This is a genomic window from Variovorax sp. VRV01 (assembly GCF_014852545.1).
In the GTDB taxonomy this organism is placed as follows: Bacteria; Pseudomonadota; Gammaproteobacteria; order Burkholderiales; family Burkholderiaceae_C; genus Variovorax; species Variovorax beijingensis_A.
Map to the genome: position 1 here is coordinate 93,503 of NZ_JACVBS010000013.1, position 14,284 is coordinate 107,786.

Below are 14,284 nucleotides of genomic sequence, written 5' to 3' on the forward strand. Positions count from 1 at the left end.
CTCCCTCCATGAACGCACCCGTGACCATCCCCATCGTTTCCATGCGCGGCGTCGGCAAGTCCTTCGGCGACAACCGCGTGCTGGCCGGCATCGACCTGGACGTCCGCAAGGGCGAGGTCGTTTCGCTCATCGGGCCCTCGGGTTCGGGCAAGACCACGCTGCTGCGCTGCATGAACTTTCTCGAAGCCTACGACGAGGGCGAGGTCCGCATTCGTGGTGCGCTGCTCGGCTACCGCAGGAACGCGGCCGGTGCATTGGCGCGCGAGAGCGAGCGGATCATTGCCGAGGTACGTGCGCCGGTCGCCATGGTGTTCCAGCAGTTCAACCTGTGGCCGCACATGACGGTGCTGGCCAACGTGATGGCGCCGCTGACGCTGGCCAAGGGCCTGCGCGAGGACCAGGCCCGCGCCGTGGCCGGCGAGGCGCTGGCGCGCGTGGGCATGTCGGCCAAGGCCGACGCGCGGCCGCCCAACTTGAGCGGCGGGCAGCAACAGCGCGTGGGCATCGCGCGGGCACTGGCGGTCGGGCCCGAGGTGATGCTGCTCGACGAACCGACCTCGGCACTCGACCCCGAACTGGTCGACGAGGTGCTCGAGGTCATCAAGTCGCTCTCGCGCGGCGGCATGACGATGATCATGGTGACGCACGAGATGAGCTTCGCGGCCGAGGTGTCGGACCGCATCGTGTTCATGGAGAAGGGCCGCATCGTGACGATCGGCACACCGCGTGAGGTGATCCACCAGCCGACGCATCCGCGGATCCAGTCCTTTCTCCAGCCCTGGATTCGCCGCAGCCTGAACAACACCGCGATGGGGAGCGTGCAATGAAGGCCATCGGCATCATGAGGGCCAACGCCGTCGCGGACGACGTGGCTGGTGCGGTCGCTGCCGCGAGCCTCGACGCGCGCCTGCGCGGGCTGGCGGTGCACGGCGGCGCGGCCACAGGCGGCGTGGCGCGCCAGGCACTGAGCACGCCGGAGCTTGCGGCGCGGCGCTGGCTGGTGCAGCCCTTCGGGCAACGACCCGGCTACCGCGTCGGCATCGATGCGGCGGCCAACGTGTTCGTGCGCCGCGACGGCCAGAATGCGGGCCTTGCGCCCGTGATGACCGGCAGCCACATCGACACCCAGCCCCTGGGTGGGTGGCTCGACGGCGCCTTTGGTGTCGCGGCGGGGCTGGAAGTATTCGATGCGTTCGACCGGCTCGGTGTGCGCACCCACAGGCCGCTCGACGTGGTCATGTGGACCAACGAGGAGGGCTCGCGCTTCGCGCCCGGGTTGATGGGCTCGGTGTCCTTCACCGCACCGGAACGCCTGGGGGCATTCCTCGACGCGTGCGACGGCGAAGGTGTGCGCTTCGAGGCCGCGCGCGATGCGGCGAGAGAAGACTTCCATGCCGAGGCCCGGCGGCAGGGCTGGATCGGCCTCGAGACGCCGCTGGCGCGTCCCGTTCACAGCTACGTGGAAGCCCACATCGAACAAGGCCCCGTGCTGGAAGCCGACGGCCTGCAGGTGGGCTGCGTGGCGGCGATTCAGGGCGTGCGCTGGTTTCGCGTCACTGTGCCAGGGCGCAGCGCGCATGCGGGCACCACGCCGCTGGCCGCGCGCGACGACGCGCAGGCCAAGGCGATAGGCATGGCCCACGCGCTGCTCGAACACGCGGCGCAGTGCGGCGACGAGCGGCTGCGCGTGACCATCGGGCGCTGGGAATGCAGCCCCGGTTCGATCAACACCATTGCCGACCGCGTCGCCTTCACCGTCGATGCCCGCCACCCCGAAGCGGGCGCACTCGATGCCGTTCGCGCGCTGCTCGACGCCACGCTCCCTGCCGGCGGCCGCATCGAGGTGCTGCAGGACAAGCCCACCGTGCAGTTCGACGGCGCACTCGTGAACCTGACGCGCGAAGCCTGCCTCGCCCTGCGGCTGAGCCACCGCGACATGGTGTCCGGCGCCTTCCACGACGCCATGCCGCTGGCGGGCTTCTGCCCTGCCGCGATGCTGTTCGCGCCCAGCTGCGCCGGCATCAGCCATCACCCGGACGAAGACACCCCCATCGCAGACCTCACGGCCTGTACGCGCGCATTGGCCTGGTGCCTGGTGCGTCTGGCCGAGCCGGTCTTTCCCTCCACCCCTCCCGAGCACCCCAAGGAATAGAACCATGGAACATCCGTCCTCCGCTTCCCCCGCCGCCGTGGCCGACAACGGCGAACCCGTCGGCGCGAACAACACGCTGCGCGAACCCGTGTCCGCCGACGGCACGCCCGAACCCGGCAAGGTCTACGAAGTGCCGGCGCGCAACGGCCGCGCCGTGCGGCTGGCCAAGGGCCAGGTGATCCGCGTCATCAACACGCACGGCAGCCAGGTGTGCGACTTCTGGGCCTTCAAGGCCGACGACCTGAGCGAGTTCATGTCGATGGAGCACGCGCGCGCCGTGATCGACCGCATCATCCCCAAGGCCGGCGACCCGCTGGCCACCAACCGCCGCCGGCCCATCATGACCCTGCTGGCCGACACCTCGCCCGGCGTGCACGACACGCTCATGGCCGCCTGCGACGCCTACCGCTACCAGAACCTGGGCGTGGCGGACTATCACGACAACTGCGCCGACAACATGCGAATGGCGCTGAAAGCCATTGGCCTGCGCGCGCGCGAGGTGCCGCAGCCGCTCAACCTCTGGATGAACATTCCGGTGGCCGCCGATGGCGGCGTAGACTGGCTCCCGCCCGTTTCCAAGGCAGGGGACTACGTGGACCTTCGCGCCGAAATGGACTGCGTCGCCGTGATGTCGGCCTGCCCGCAGGACATCATTCCGATCAACGACAACCGCCCGGTCGAAGTGCACTTCACCGTGATGGCGAATGCCTGACCTTCCCGGCACGAGGCCGGCCTCCTGACCACTCCATGCGCACTGCCAAGACAACGAAGAAAAACACCGCCGACAGCAGCGCCCCGCTGCCTGACGACGACTCGCTCGCATTCACCGCGCTCGGGCCGCGGCTCAAGCATGCGCGCATGGTGCGCAGCCTCACGCTGAAGGCACTTGCCGATGCGGCCGGCTGCTCCGAAAGCCTGCTGTCGCGGGTGGAGCGCGGCCAGGTCATGCCGTCGCTGGCCAACCTGCACCGCCTGGCGCGCGCGCTCGACACCAACGTGGCCGAGCTCACGGCCGCCTTCGCGCCGCCCAGCTCGCCAGTGACGCGCGCGGCCGAGCGGCCGGTGATCGAGTTCACGGGCGCGCGCGGCAAGAAGAGCGGCGTGAAGCTCGAGCGCGTGATCGTGCCCATCCGGGGCCAGCTGATGCAGGCCGACATCCACGTGCTCGAGCCCAAGGCCGAAAGCCTGGAGCAGATCGCGCATTCCGGCGAGGAGGTGGGCTACGTGATCGAAGGCGAATTCGAGCTGCGCTTGCGCGACGAGGTCTACCGGCTCTCCACCGGCGACTCGTTCTACTTCTCCAGCGACGTTCCGCACAGCTACCGAAATCCCGGAAAAACGCCGGCCCGCGTGCTGTGGGTCAACACTCCCGCCACCTTCTGATTTCAATCGAGACCTCATGCCTTCGATGAGCACAGACACTGCCATGCAGGCGCTGCCGCGCTACAGCGGCATTCCGACGTTCATGCGCGTGCCCTTCGCGCAGCGCCTCGAAGATCTCGACATCGCCCTCGCCGGCGTGCCCTTCGATGGCGGCGTCACGGCGCGTCCGGGCGCGCGCTACGGTCCGCGCGAGATCCGCAACATGTCGTCCATGACACGTGCCATCCATCACGTGACGGGCTTCAATCCCTTCGAAGCCTGCCGCGTGGCCGATGTCGGCGACGTGCCCTTCACCGACGTGTTCCACCTGGAGCATTCGCACGAAGACATCCGCCGCTTCTTCGAGCCTCTGTTCGCGGCCGGAAAGACGCTGCTGGCCGCGGGCGGCGACCACTCGATCACTTTCCCCATATTCCAGGCCATGGCGCCGCGCGAACCGCTGGGCATGGTGCACATCGACGCGCACACCGACACCTGGGACGACTTCCGCGGCTCCAAGTTCAGCCATGGCTCACCGTTCCGCCGTGCGGTCGAGGCGGGCCTGCTCGACCCCAGGCGGACCATCCAGATCGGTATCCGCGGGGCCCAGAATTCCGACGAAGGCTGGCGCTACTCGCTGGACAGCGGCATGCGCGTGGTCTTCATCGAGGAGTTCGAGGCCAAGGGCGTGGAAGCCATCGTGCGGGAAGCGCGGCGCATCGTCGGCGACGGACCCACCTACCTGTCGCTGGACATCGATGGCCTGGACCCGGTCTATGCGCCCGGCACCGGCACCCCCGAAGTTGGCGGCATGAGCACGCGCGAAACCCTGGGGCTGCTGCGCGGCCTGGACGGCCTGAACCTCGTGGGTGGTGACGTGGTCGAGGTATCGCCGCCCTACGACCCGTCGGGCAACACGGCGCTGCTGGGCGCCACGCTGATGTACGAGATCCTGTGCCTGCTGGCGCGCAACGTGGTTGCCCGGCGCTGAACGCTTCGTTGAAAACCGCTCAAGCTGCGGCGGCCGCGCGATGTGCATTCCTTCACGAATTGCGCGTGTGCGTTCGCGATGACTACTTTGGGTTGCTTTCGGCCCTGCAACAGCGGCTTACATCATCCTCCTACAAAACAGCCCCCCAGCTTCACGAGCACGCGAGCAACTAGCGCGGTCTTGACACGGGCCGCCGCGAGTCAAATACTCCACCAAATGGTTGAGTATTTTTGGCTCGCCCGCCGCGCGTCCACTGCGCGCTGGGCTTCACAGGAGACTCTCATGCTCGGAAACATCAACGCGGTGGCCAATCTCGCGGTGAAGGACCTCGCCGTGGCGCGCCGTTTCTATGAAGACACGCTGGGCCTGGCGCAGGTCGATGCCGAGGGCGACGAGGTGATCGTCTACCGCAGCGGCAACTCCCGCATCAACGTGTACCGCTCGGCCTTCGCGGGCACCAACCAGGCCACGGCCGTGACCTGGCCGGTCGGTGGCGACATCGAGCGGCTCGTGGGCGCGCTCAAGGCCAAGGGGGTGCGCTTCGAGCACTACGACATGCCCGGCGCAAGGCTCGAAGGCGACATCCATGTCATGGGCGACATGAAGGTCGCGTGGTTCAAGGACCCGGACGGCAACATCCTCAACCTCATCAACGGGTGATGAGGATGCCCGCCGGGCCGAACCCGGTTCCTCAGCCGAAGTTCTTGGCCGCGAAGTCCCAGTTCACCAGCTTGGCCAGGAAGGTCTCGACGAACTTCGGGCGCAGGTTGCGGTAGTCGATGTAGTAGGCGTGCTCCCAGACGTCCACCGTCAGCACCGGGGTGTCGCCGGTGGTCAGCGGCGTGCCCGCGGCGCCCATGTTCACGATGTCCAGCGAGCCGTCGGCCTTCTTCACCAGCCAGGTCCAGCCCGAACCGAAGTTGCCCACGGCCGACTTCACGAACGCTTCCTTGAACGCGTCGTAGCTGCCCCACTTGGCATCGATGGCCTTGGCCAGCGCACCGCTCGGAGCACCGCCGCCCTGGGGCTTCATGCAGCTCCAGAAGAAGGTGTGGTTCCAGATCTGGGCGGCGTTGTTGTAGATGCCGCCGCTGGACTTCTTGACGATTTCCTCAAGGGGCATCGATTCGAACTCGGTGCCCTTTTGCAGGTTGTTGAGGTTCACCACGTAGGCGTTGTGGTGCTTGCCGTAGTGGTACTCGAGCGTTTCCTTCGAGTACTCGGGTGCCAGCGCGTCGAGGGCGTAGGGCAGGGGCGGCAGGGTGTGTTCCATGGTGGGGCTTTCCTTTCGGGTTTAGAAATCGAATCGAATCAGGGCGCGCTCTTCGGGCTCACCTGGTAGGCGCAGCGCCGCGCGCCCGCGAGCACGTGCTCGACGCGGCTCACGCTCACGCCGGGGCCCAGCACTTCGTCGAAGAGCTGCAGCTCGCTGCGACAAAAGCCGGTGCAGGCGCGCGCCGCGGCGCAGATGGGGCAATGGTTCTCGATGAAGAGGAAGCCGTCGCCCTCGGGCCGGAACTCGGCCATGTAGCCCTCGCGGCTGCGGATGTCGGCCAGCCGCTCGAGCTTGTTCTTGAGGCTGCGCGTGCCGCGCATGGCCTCGCGGTAGTTGGCGCGCATGGCCTCCTCGCGCGCGCCGATGAGCCGGTCCATGCCCTTCTCGCCGAACACGCTGATCACGGCGCCGATCATCTGCACCGTCATCTCGGCATGCGTGTCGGGAAAGCGCGCGTGGCCGGCGCCGGTGAGGCGCCATATCTGCGTGGGCCTGCCGCGGCCCGCGGGGCGGCTCTCGGCATCGACCAGGCCCTCGGCCTGCAGCTTGGCCATCTGCTGGCGCACGGCCTCCACCGTGACGTCGAGCACCTTGGCGATGTCGGGAATGCCGAGCGCGCCACGGGTCTTGAGCGTGGACAGGATGCGGTCCGCCGGCTGGTGCGGCATCCAGGCGGGCTTGGCGTCGAGGGGGCGCGAGGTCATCTTTCTTATTCAAAGAAGCTGCTTTGATTATCAAGCGGCGGCCGAGGTGTTGTCGAGCCCCTTGGAAAAGAGGGGACGCTTTTACGGTTTCTTTATGCGCCCTGGCCGACTCTGTTTCCCGTTTTTACGGACGCCTGCCGAGACTCGAGTCCTTGTTTTCGCTTGAGGAGTGATGAATGGACTTCGTCTGGATGGGCGCCCTTCTGGCGCTGTGGGCCGTGGCCGCGGCCATGGCCGTCGGGCTGGACCGGCTTGGCGCGCCGAAGAATGCGGCGGGAACGGCGCAAGGGGCCGCATCGTGATCGGCCTCGAAGCACTTTACGGCTTCGGCGCGCTGGTGGCCGTGCTCCTGTTCGCGTACCTCGTGTTCGCGCTGATCTGTGCCGAGGAGTTCTGAAATGACTTCTTCCGCATGGGGCCTGTTGGCTCTTTTTCTGGCCGCACTGCTGGTGTTGGCCTGGCCTGTCGGCAAATTCCTTGCCGCGCTGTGCAACGAGCGCGTGCCGCGCTGGATGCAGCGCGTCGAGGCGCCGCTCTACCGGCTCGCAGGCACGCGCCCCGAGCAATCGATGCACTGGCTGCGCTACGCGCTCGCGCTGGTGGCCTTCAATGCCGTGGGCGCGGTCTTCGTCTATGCGCTACAGCGCCTGCAGGGCTGGCTGCCGCTGAATCCCGCGGGCATGGGTGCCATCTCGCCCGATTCGGCCTTCAACACCGCGGTGAGCTTCGTCTCCAACACCAACTGGCAGGGCTACGGCGGCGAGTCGGCCATGAGCTATCTCACGCAGATGCTTGGGCTCGCGGTGCAGAACTTCTTCTCGGCCGCGACGGGCATCGCGGTGGCCTTCGCGCTGATCCGCGGCTTCGCGCGGCGCGGCGACGGCAAGGCCAAGGGCCTGGTCGGCAACTTCTGGGCCGACCTCACGCGCATCACGCTGTGGGTGCTGGTGCCGCTGTCGTTCGTGCTCGCGGTGTTCTTCGTGAGCCAGGGCGCGATCCAGAACTTCGAGGCCTACAAGACCGTAGAAACGGTCGAGGCCACGGCCTTCCAGCAGCCGAAGAACGGTGCCGACGGCCAGCCGCTGAAGAACGAGAAGGGTGAGCCGGTGATGGAAGACGCCACCACCAGGACGCAGACGCTCGCCATGGGGCCGGTGGCTTCGCAGGAAGCCATCAAGATGCTCGGCACCAACGGCGGCGGCTTCTTCAACGCCAACTCGGCGCATCCCTACGAGAACCCGACCGCGCTCAGCAACCTGCTGCAGATGCTCGCGATCTTCCTGATCCCGGCGGCGCTGTGCTTCACCTTCGGCCGCGTGGTGGGCGACCTGCGCCAGGGCTGGGCGGTGCTCGCGGCGATGACGGTGATGTTCGTGGCCGCGGTGATGGTCGTCATTCCCGCCGAGCAGGCCGGCAATCCGCTCTTCGGCGCGCTCGGCGTCGACCAGCTGCATGGCGTGCTGCAAAGCGGCGGCAACATGGAAGGCAAGGAAGTGCGCTTCGGCATCGATGCCTCGGCGCTCTTCGCCGCCGTCACCACGGCCGCCTCGTGCGGCGCGGTGATTGCGATGCACGACTCCTTCACGCCGCTCGGCGGCATGGTGCCCATGGTGCTGATGCAGCTGGGCGAGGTGGTGTTCGGCGGCGTGGGCAGCGGCCTGTACGGCATGCTGATCTTCGCGATGCTCGCGGTGTTCATCGCGGGGCTGATGATCGGCCGCACGCCCGAGTACCTCGGCAAGAAGATCGAGGTGCGCGAGATGAAGCTGATCTCCATCGCCATCCTGGTCACACCCGTGCTGGTGCTGGCGGGCACGGCGATGGCGGTGCTGGCCGGTGCGGGCAAGGCCGGCATCGCGAACCCCGGCGCCCACGGCTTCTCCGAAATCCTCTATGCGCTGAGCTCGGCTGCCAACAACAACGGCAGCGCCTTCGCGGGCCTCTCGGCCAACACGCCGTTCTACAACGGCCTGCTCGGGCTTGCGATGTGGCTCGGCCGCTTCGCGGTAATCGTGCCGGTGCTGGCCATTGCCGGCTCGCTCGCGGCCAAGCAGCGCCTGCCCGTCACCGGCGGCACGCTGCCCACGCACGGGCCGCTGTTCGTCTCGCTGCTGATCGGCACGGTGCTGCTGGTCGGCCTCCTCAACTACGTGCCGGCGCTGGCGCTCGGGCCCGTGGTCGAACACCTCGTGCTCTGGAAGTGAAGGAGCGCACCATGATTCATACAAAGACAACTCTCTCGCTGCTCGATGCGTCGCTGGTCAAGCCCGCGCTATGGGCCGCCTTCGTCAAGCTCGACCCGCGCGCGCAGTGGCGCAACCCGGTGATGTTCATCGTCTACGTCGGCAGCATCCTGACGACGCTGCTCTGGGTGCATTCGCTGAGCTTCCCGGGCGACACCGGCATGAGGCCTGCCTTCGTGCTGGCCATCACCATCTGGCTGTGGTTCACCGTGCTGTTCGCCAACTTCGCGGAAGCCCTGGCCGAGGGCCGCAGCAAGGCGCAGGCCGCTTCGCTGCGCGGCCTGCGCAAGGACACCTGGGCCAAGAAGCTCAAGGAGCCGCACCACGGCGCGCAGTGGCTTCCCGAACAGGCGCCGAATCTCCGAAGGGGCGACGTGGTGCTGGTCGAGACCGGCGACGTCATCCCGCTCGACGGCGAGGTGATCGAAGGCGTGGCCTCGGTCGACGAGAGCGCGATCACCGGCGAATCGGCGCCCGTGGTGCGCGAATCGGGCGGTGACTTCTCGGCGGTGACCGGCGGCACGCGCGTGCTGTCCGACTGGCTGGTAGTGCGCATCTCGGTGAACCCGGGCGAGTCGTTCCTCGACCGCATGATCGGCATGGTCGAGGCGGCCAAGCGCCACAAGACGCCCAACGAGATCGCGCTCACCATCCTGCTGGTCGCGCTCACGCTCGTGTTCCTGATGGTCACCGTCACGCTGCTGCCGTTCTCGCTGTTCAGCGTGGAGGCCGCAGGCGCGGGCGCCGTGGTGTCGCTCACCGCGCTGGTGGCGCTGCTGGTGTGCCTGATTCCCACCACCATCGGCGGCCTGCTCTCGGCCGTGGGCGTGGCCGGCATGAGCCGCATGATGCAGGCCAACGTGATCGCCACCTCGGGCCGCGCCGTGGAAGCGGCCGGCGACGTCGACGTGCTGCTGCTCGACAAGACCGGCACCATCACGCACGGCAACCGCCAGGCGAGTGCCTTCCTGCCCGCGCCCGGCGTGCCGAAGGGCCGCCTCGCACGCGCCGCGATGCTCGCGTCTCTGGCCGACGAAACGCCCGAGGGCCGCAGCATCGTGGAACTCGCTCGCCGCGATGGCCTGGAGGCCGCATCTGTCGAAGGCGCGCGCTTCGTGCCGTTCACTGCCCAGACCCGCATGAGCGGCGTCGACCTGCCGGCCGCGCCGAACAGCCTCGATGCCGACGCGGTGCTGCTGCGCAAGGGCGCGGTCGATGCGATCCGCCGGCATGTCGAATCGATCGGCGGCAGCATGCCGGCCGAGGTGCTGCGCGCGTCCGAGGAAACCGCCCGCCGCGGCAGCACGCCGCTGGCCGTGTCCGAGGGCAATCGCGTGCTCGGCGTGGTCGAGCTCAAGGACATCGTCAAGACCGGCATCAAGGAGCGCTTTGCCGAGCTGCGCCGCATGGGCATCAAGACGGTGATGATCACCGGCGACAACAAGCTCACCGCCGCGGCCATTGCGGCCGAGGCCGGCGTCGACGACTTCCTGGCCGAAGCCACGCCCGAGGACAAGCTCGCGCTGATCCGCCAGTACCAGTCCGAAGGCCGCCTGGTCGCGATGACCGGCGACGGCACCAACGACGCACCCGCGCTCGCGCAGGCCGACGTGGCCGTGGCCATGGGCAGCGGCACGCAGGCGGCGAAGGAGGCCGGCAACATGGTCGACCTGGACTCGAACCCGACCAAGCTGCTCGAGGTGGTGGAAACCGGTAAGGCGCTGCTCATGACGCGCGGCTCGCTCACCACCTTCTCGATCGCGAACGACGTGGCGAAGTACTTCGCGATCATTCCGGCGATCTTCGTCTCGACCTATCCGCAGCTCGGCGCGCTCAACGTGATGCGGCTCGCGAGCCCGTCGTCGGCGATTCTTTCGGCGGTGATCTTCAATGCGCTGGTCATCGTGTTCCTGATTCCGCTCGCGCTCAAGGGCGTGCGCTACCGGCCGGTGGGCGCGGCCGCGCTGCTGCGCCGCAACCTGGCCATCTATGGCCTCGGCGGCCTGCTCGTTCCCTTCATCGGCATCAAGCTGACCGACTGGCTGCTGGTCGCAGTCCATCTGGTCTGAGGAGCTCTTCACCATGAACAACATCATTCGTCCCGCGCTGGTGCTCTTCGCACTGCTGAGTGCGCTCACCGGCCTGGTCTATCCGCTGGCCGTCACCGGCGCGGCCCAGGCGCTGTTTCCGTCGCAGGCGGCCGGCAGCCTGGTCGTGCGCGACGGCAGGGCCGTGGGCTCCAGCCTCATCGGCCAGAACTTCGGCGATCCGAAGCACTTCTGGGGCCGGCCCTCGGCCACCGCGCCGCAGCCCTACAACGCGAGCGCCTCGGGCAGCTCGAACCTCGGGCCGCTCAACCCGGCGCTGGCCGATGCGGTCAAGGCGCGCATCGAGGCGCTGCGCACCGTCGACCCGGGCAATACCGCGGCCGTGCCGGTCGATCTGGTCACGGCCTCTGCCAGCGGGCTCGACCCCGACATCAGCCCCGCCGCCGCGCTCTACCAGGCAGCACGCGTGGCGCGCGTGCGCGGACTGCCGCCCGAGCAGGTGAAGGCGCTGGTCGCCAGCCACACGCAGGCGCCGCTCTGGGGCTGGCTGGGCGAGCCGCGCGTCAATGTGCTGGCATTGAATCTCGCGCTCGATGGCCACTGACCTCTTCCACTTGCTGCTGGCATTTGCAGCACTCTTCGCGCCGCTGGTCTTTGCCTGGTGGGCGCTTTCGCGCACCGCGCGGCGGCATGCCAAGCGCCGCAAGGGCGCGCCGATGCGCTAACCTGCGCAGCCACCGCCAGCACCATGCCCGACACCCGCCCCGATCCCGATGCCCTGCTTGCGCAACTGCGCAGCGACGAGGCGCGCGCACTGCGCGGCAAGCTGCGCATCTACTTCGGCGCGAGCGCGGGCGTCGGCAAGACCTGGGCCATGCTGAGCGCCGCGCAGCGCGAGCGTGCCGCGGGGCGCGACGTGCTGGTCGGCGTGGCCGAGACCCATGGCCGCAGCGAAACCGCGGCGCTGCTCGCGGGGCTCGAGCTGCTGCCGCTGCGGGAGGTGGACCACCGCGGCCGCAGGCTCGCCGAATTCGATCTCGATGCCGCCCTCGCGCGCAAGCCCGCCGTGCTGCTGGTCGACGAGCTGGCCCACACCAATGCGCCCGGCTCCCGCCATGCCAAGCGCTGGCAGGACGTGCAGGAGCTCCTGGCCGCGGGCATCGAGGTCTGGTCGGCGCTCAACGTGCAGCATCTCGAAAGCCTCAACGGCACGGTCGGCGCCATCACCGGCGTGCGGGTGCACGAGACCGTGCCCGACACCGTGCTCGACGAAGCCGACGAGGTGGTGCTGGTGGACGTCACACCCGACGAACTCGCGGCGCGGCTCGCCGCCGGCAAGGTCTACCTGCCCCAGCAGGCCGAGCGTGCCGCGCAGAACTTCTTCCGCAAGGGCAACCTGATCGCGTTGCGCGAAATTGCGCTGCGCCGTACCGCCGAGCATGTGGAAGACGACGTGCGCGGCTGGCGCGTCGAGCAGTCGGGCGCGGCCGGCCGCAACGGAAAGGACGGGCAGGGCGGCGCGCTGCAGGCCTGGAACACCTCGGGCGCGATCCTCGCGTGCGTCGGGCCGCACGAGGGCGACGCGCAGACGGTGCGCACTGCGGCGCGGCTTGCGGGGCAGCTCAATGTGCGCTGGCACGCCGCATATGTCGAGACGCCGCGGCTGCAGCGGCTCGCCGCCGAGGAGCGCGACCGCATCCTCGCGGTGCTCAAGCTCGCCGAGGAACTGGGTGCGGCCACCGCGGTGCTCACCGGCTCCGACGTGGCCGAGCAGCTGGCCGAAGAGGCGCGGCGGCTCAATTGCGCCACGCTGGTGCTGGGGCGCCCGGAGCGGCCCGGCGGCTGGCGCCGCTGGTGGCCCGCCACGCCAATGCCGCTTTCGCGCGCGCTGGCACGGCGCGCGCCCGCGCTCGACATCATGGAAGTCGGCCGCGCCGACAGCTCGCGCCGCCTGGCGCGCGCGCCCATCGCCGCCACGCGCGCCGATGACGACGACCACGAGAAGGCGCCTGTCCATTGGCCGGGCTATGCCTGGGCCACGGCCGCGAGCGTCGTGCTCACGCTGGTCTGCACGCCGCTGGCCCGCGTGCTGGAGCTGTCCAACATCGTGATGCTGTTCATGCTGGGCGTGGTCGGCGTGGCCATGCGCTTCGGCCGCGGGCCCTCGGCGCTTGCGGCCTTGCTCAACGTGGCGGCGTTCGATTATTTCTTCGTGCCGCCGCGCCTGTCGTTCGCGGTGAGCGACGTGCAGTACGTGCTGACCTTCGCGGTCATGCTCGGCGTGGGCCTGCTCGTGGGCCAGCTGATGGCGGGGCTGCGCTTTGCGGCCGGCGTGTCGACCAGCCGCGAGCGGCGCGCGCGCTCGCTGTTCGAACTCACGCGCGAACTCTCGGCCGCACTGGAAAGCACGCAGGTGGTGGCGCTGGGCGCCGCCGCGGTGCAGGGGCACTTCGGCGGCCAGGCGCTGGTGCTGGTCACCGATGCGGCCGACCAGCTCGTGCTGCCCAAGAGCCCGCCTGAGGGCTTCGATGCGCAGGTGGCCGACTGGGCCTTCCGCCACGGCCAGCCTGCGGGCCTGGCCACCGCCACGCTGGCGGCCCAGCCCTGGCACTACGTGCCGCTGCAGGCCCCGATGCGCGTGCGCGGCGTGCTCGCGCTCTCGCCGGCGCAGCCGCGCTGGCTGCTGATCCCGGAGCAGGCGCAGCAGCTCGACACGCTGGCCCGGCAGATCGCGATTGCGCTGGAGCGCGTGCACTATGTGGAGGTGGCGCAGCAGGCGGTGGTCGAGATGGAATCGGAGCGCCTGCGCAACGCGCTGCTCGGCGCCATTTCGCACGACGTGCGCACGCCGCTCACCGCATTGATCGCGCTGGCCGAATCATTGCAGACGCTGCCGCCCGAGGCGCATGCCGAGGCGGCGCGCGCCATCGTCGCGCAGGCCCACGAGCTTCATGCGCTGGTCAACAACCTGCTGGACATGGCGCGGCTCGAAAGCGGCATTGCGGGCGGCGCGGTGAACCTGCGGCGCGACTGGCAGTCGGTGGAGGAGGTGGTCGGCTCGGCCATCCGCGCGGCGCGCACCGCGCTCGGCCATACCGTGGTGCAGACCGCGCTCGAGCCCGGGCTTGCGCTGGTCGAATTCGATGCCGTGCTGATCGAGCGCGTGCTGGTCAACCTGATCGAGAACGCCACCAAGTACGGCGCGCCGCCCATCGTGGTCGGCGCGCGGGCCGAGCCCGGCACGCTGAGGCTCACGGTGCGCGACCACGGCCCGGGCCTGCCCGCCGCGCTCCTGGGCCGCGAGCAGAAGCTGTTCGACAAGTTCACGCGCGGCGAAACCGAGTCGGCCACGCCGGGCGTGGGCCTGGGGCTGGCGATCTGCCGCGCCGTGGTGAGCGCGCACGGCGGCGAGATTGCCGCGGCCAATGCGCAGGGCGGCGGTGCAGAATTCACGGTCACCCTGCCGCGCCGGGAACCACCGGAAACAGCCGAAGCACAATTCTGAATC

General features: G+C 69.0%; 15 protein-coding genes. 13 read left to right on the forward strand and 2 right to left on the reverse strand.

Features of this window, described 5'->3' with window-relative positions; genetic code table 11:
• The first annotated feature begins 8 nt into the window (after positions 1-8).
• The 6 genes from IB278_RS22370 to IB278_RS22395 all read left to right on the forward strand — a co-directional run bounded on the left by IB278_RS22370 (position 9) and on the right by IB278_RS22395 (position 5,165).
• A complete protein-coding gene (locus IB278_RS22370) occupies positions 9-827 on the forward strand; it encodes an amino acid ABC transporter ATP-binding protein (protein WP_145739432.1) in 819 nt (272 codons plus the stop codon).
• Positions 824-2,152, forward strand: coding sequence for a M20 family metallo-hydrolase (locus IB278_RS22375; RefSeq protein ID WP_225613071.1), 1,329 nt, complete (start codon positions 824-826; stop codon positions 2,150-2,152). Before IB278_RS22370 ends, IB278_RS22375 begins: the two co-directional genes overlap by 4 nt.
• A 4-nt stretch (positions 2,153-2,156) precedes the next feature.
• Entirely contained in the window at positions 2,157-2,864 is a 708-nt protein-coding gene (locus IB278_RS22380) for a DUF1989 domain-containing protein (RefSeq protein WP_192325478.1), read from the forward strand.
• Positions 2,865-2,899: 35 nt separating this feature from the next.
• Complete coding sequence (locus IB278_RS22385; RefSeq protein WP_145739438.1) at positions 2,900-3,535, forward strand: cupin domain-containing protein; 636 nt, start codon at positions 2,900-2,902, stop codon at positions 3,533-3,535.
• Between the two features lie 25 nt (positions 3,536-3,560).
• Positions 3,561-4,505 carry an agmatinase gene (speB, locus tag IB278_RS22390; protein ID WP_192325480.1) on the forward strand — a complete coding sequence of 315 codons (945 nt, stop codon included), beginning with the start codon at positions 3,561-3,563 and terminating at the stop codon, positions 4,503-4,505.
• 282 nt (positions 4,506-4,787) lie between these two features.
• Positions 4,788-5,165, forward strand: coding sequence for a VOC family protein (locus tag IB278_RS22395; RefSeq protein WP_145739442.1), 378 nt, complete (start codon positions 4,788-4,790; stop codon positions 5,163-5,165).
• 31 nt (positions 5,166-5,196) lie between these two features.
• Here IB278_RS22395 and IB278_RS22400 read toward each other — a convergent pair whose 3' ends face one another.
• Together IB278_RS22400 and IB278_RS22405 are read right to left on the reverse strand one after the other, a co-directional pair.
• Positions 5,197-5,778, reverse strand: coding sequence for a superoxide dismutase (locus IB278_RS22400; protein ID WP_145739444.1), 582 nt, complete (start codon positions 5,776-5,778; stop codon positions 5,197-5,199).
• 38 nt (positions 5,779-5,816) lie between these two features.
• On the reverse strand, positions 5,817-6,485 hold the full coding sequence (locus tag IB278_RS22405) for a helix-turn-helix transcriptional regulator (RefSeq protein WP_145739446.1): 669 nt from the start codon (positions 6,483-6,485) through the stop codon (positions 5,817-5,819).
• Between the two features lie 176 nt (positions 6,486-6,661).
• Here IB278_RS22405 and IB278_RS34095 point away from each other — a divergent pair, with 176 nt between their 5' ends.
• The 7 genes from IB278_RS34095 to IB278_RS22430 are packed head-to-tail and all read left to right on the forward strand — an operon-like array spanning position 6,662 to position 14,281.
• Positions 6,662-6,787, forward strand: coding sequence for a hypothetical protein (locus IB278_RS34095; RefSeq protein WP_261380200.1), 126 nt, complete (start codon positions 6,662-6,664; stop codon positions 6,785-6,787).
• Positions 6,784-6,882, forward strand: a complete 99-nt coding sequence (gene kdpF / locus IB278_RS22410) for a K(+)-transporting ATPase subunit F (RefSeq protein ID WP_145739447.1) — start codon at positions 6,784-6,786, stop codon at positions 6,880-6,882. The genes IB278_RS34095 and kdpF overlap by 4 nt, the downstream gene beginning before the upstream one ends.
• Position 6,883: 1 nt before the next feature.
• Complete coding sequence (gene kdpA, locus IB278_RS22415) at positions 6,884-8,689, forward strand: potassium-transporting ATPase subunit KdpA (RefSeq protein ID WP_145739449.1); 1,806 nt, start codon at positions 6,884-6,886, stop codon at positions 8,687-8,689.
• 11 nt (positions 8,690-8,700) lie between these two features.
• On the forward strand, positions 8,701-10,797 hold the full coding sequence (gene kdpB, locus IB278_RS22420; RefSeq protein ID WP_192325482.1) for a potassium-transporting ATPase subunit KdpB: 2,097 nt from the start codon (positions 8,701-8,703) through the stop codon (positions 10,795-10,797).
• Positions 10,798-10,810: 13 nt separating this feature from the next.
• Positions 10,811-11,380, forward strand: coding sequence for a potassium-transporting ATPase subunit KdpC (kdpC, locus tag IB278_RS22425; RefSeq protein WP_145739453.1), 570 nt, complete (start codon positions 10,811-10,813; stop codon positions 11,378-11,380).
• Entirely contained in the window at positions 11,370-11,501 is a 132-nt protein-coding gene (locus IB278_RS34100; RefSeq protein WP_261380201.1) for a hypothetical protein, read from the forward strand. The genes kdpC and IB278_RS34100 overlap by 11 nt, the downstream gene beginning before the upstream one ends.
• Positions 11,502-11,524: 23 nt before the next feature.
• Complete coding sequence (locus IB278_RS22430) at positions 11,525-14,281, forward strand: DUF4118 domain-containing protein (protein WP_145739454.1); 2,757 nt, start codon at positions 11,525-11,527, stop codon at positions 14,279-14,281.
• The last annotated feature ends 3 nt before the right edge of the window (positions 14,282-14,284 follow it).

What these genes read in the sequence shown, in the direction of transcription:
- kdpA (WP_145739449.1), top strand. Translation starts at nt 6,884, where the DNA reads ATGACTTCTTCCGCATGGGGCCTGTTGGCTCTTTTTCTGGCCGCACTG.
- IB278_RS22370 (WP_145739432.1), top strand. Translation starts at nt 9, where the DNA reads ATGAACGCACCCGTGACCATCCCCATCGTTTCCATGCGCGGCGTCGGC.
- speB (WP_192325480.1), top strand. Translation starts at nt 3,561, where the DNA reads ATGAGCACAGACACTGCCATGCAGGCGCTGCCGCGCTACAGCGGCATT.
- IB278_RS22395 (WP_145739442.1), top strand. Translation starts at nt 4,788, where the DNA reads ATGCTCGGAAACATCAACGCGGTGGCCAATCTCGCGGTGAAGGACCTC.
- IB278_RS22430 (WP_145739454.1), top strand. Translation starts at nt 11,525, where the DNA reads ATGCCCGACACCCGCCCCGATCCCGATGCCCTGCTTGCGCAACTGCGC.
- IB278_RS22385 (WP_145739438.1), top strand. Translation starts at nt 2,900, where the DNA reads ATGCGCACTGCCAAGACAACGAAGAAAAACACCGCCGACAGCAGCGCC.
- IB278_RS22400 (WP_145739444.1), bottom strand. Translation starts at nt 5,778, where the DNA reads ATGGAACACACCCTGCCGCCCCTGCCCTACGCCCTCGACGCGCTGGCA.
- kdpC (WP_145739453.1), top strand. Translation starts at nt 10,811, where the DNA reads ATGAACAACATCATTCGTCCCGCGCTGGTGCTCTTCGCACTGCTGAGT.
- IB278_RS22375 (WP_225613071.1), top strand. Translation starts at nt 824, where the DNA reads ATGAAGGCCATCGGCATCATGAGGGCCAACGCCGTCGCGGACGACGTG.
- IB278_RS34100 (WP_261380201.1), top strand. Translation starts at nt 11,370, where the DNA reads ATGGCCACTGACCTCTTCCACTTGCTGCTGGCATTTGCAGCACTCTTC.
- IB278_RS22405 (WP_145739446.1), bottom strand. Translation starts at nt 6,485, where the DNA reads ATGACCTCGCGCCCCCTCGACGCCAAGCCCGCCTGGATGCCGCACCAG.
- IB278_RS22380 (WP_192325478.1), top strand. Translation starts at nt 2,157, where the DNA reads ATGGAACATCCGTCCTCCGCTTCCCCCGCCGCCGTGGCCGACAACGGC.
- IB278_RS34095 (WP_261380200.1), top strand. Translation starts at nt 6,662, where the DNA reads ATGGACTTCGTCTGGATGGGCGCCCTTCTGGCGCTGTGGGCCGTGGCC.
- kdpB (WP_192325482.1), top strand. Translation starts at nt 8,701, where the DNA reads ATGATTCATACAAAGACAACTCTCTCGCTGCTCGATGCGTCGCTGGTC.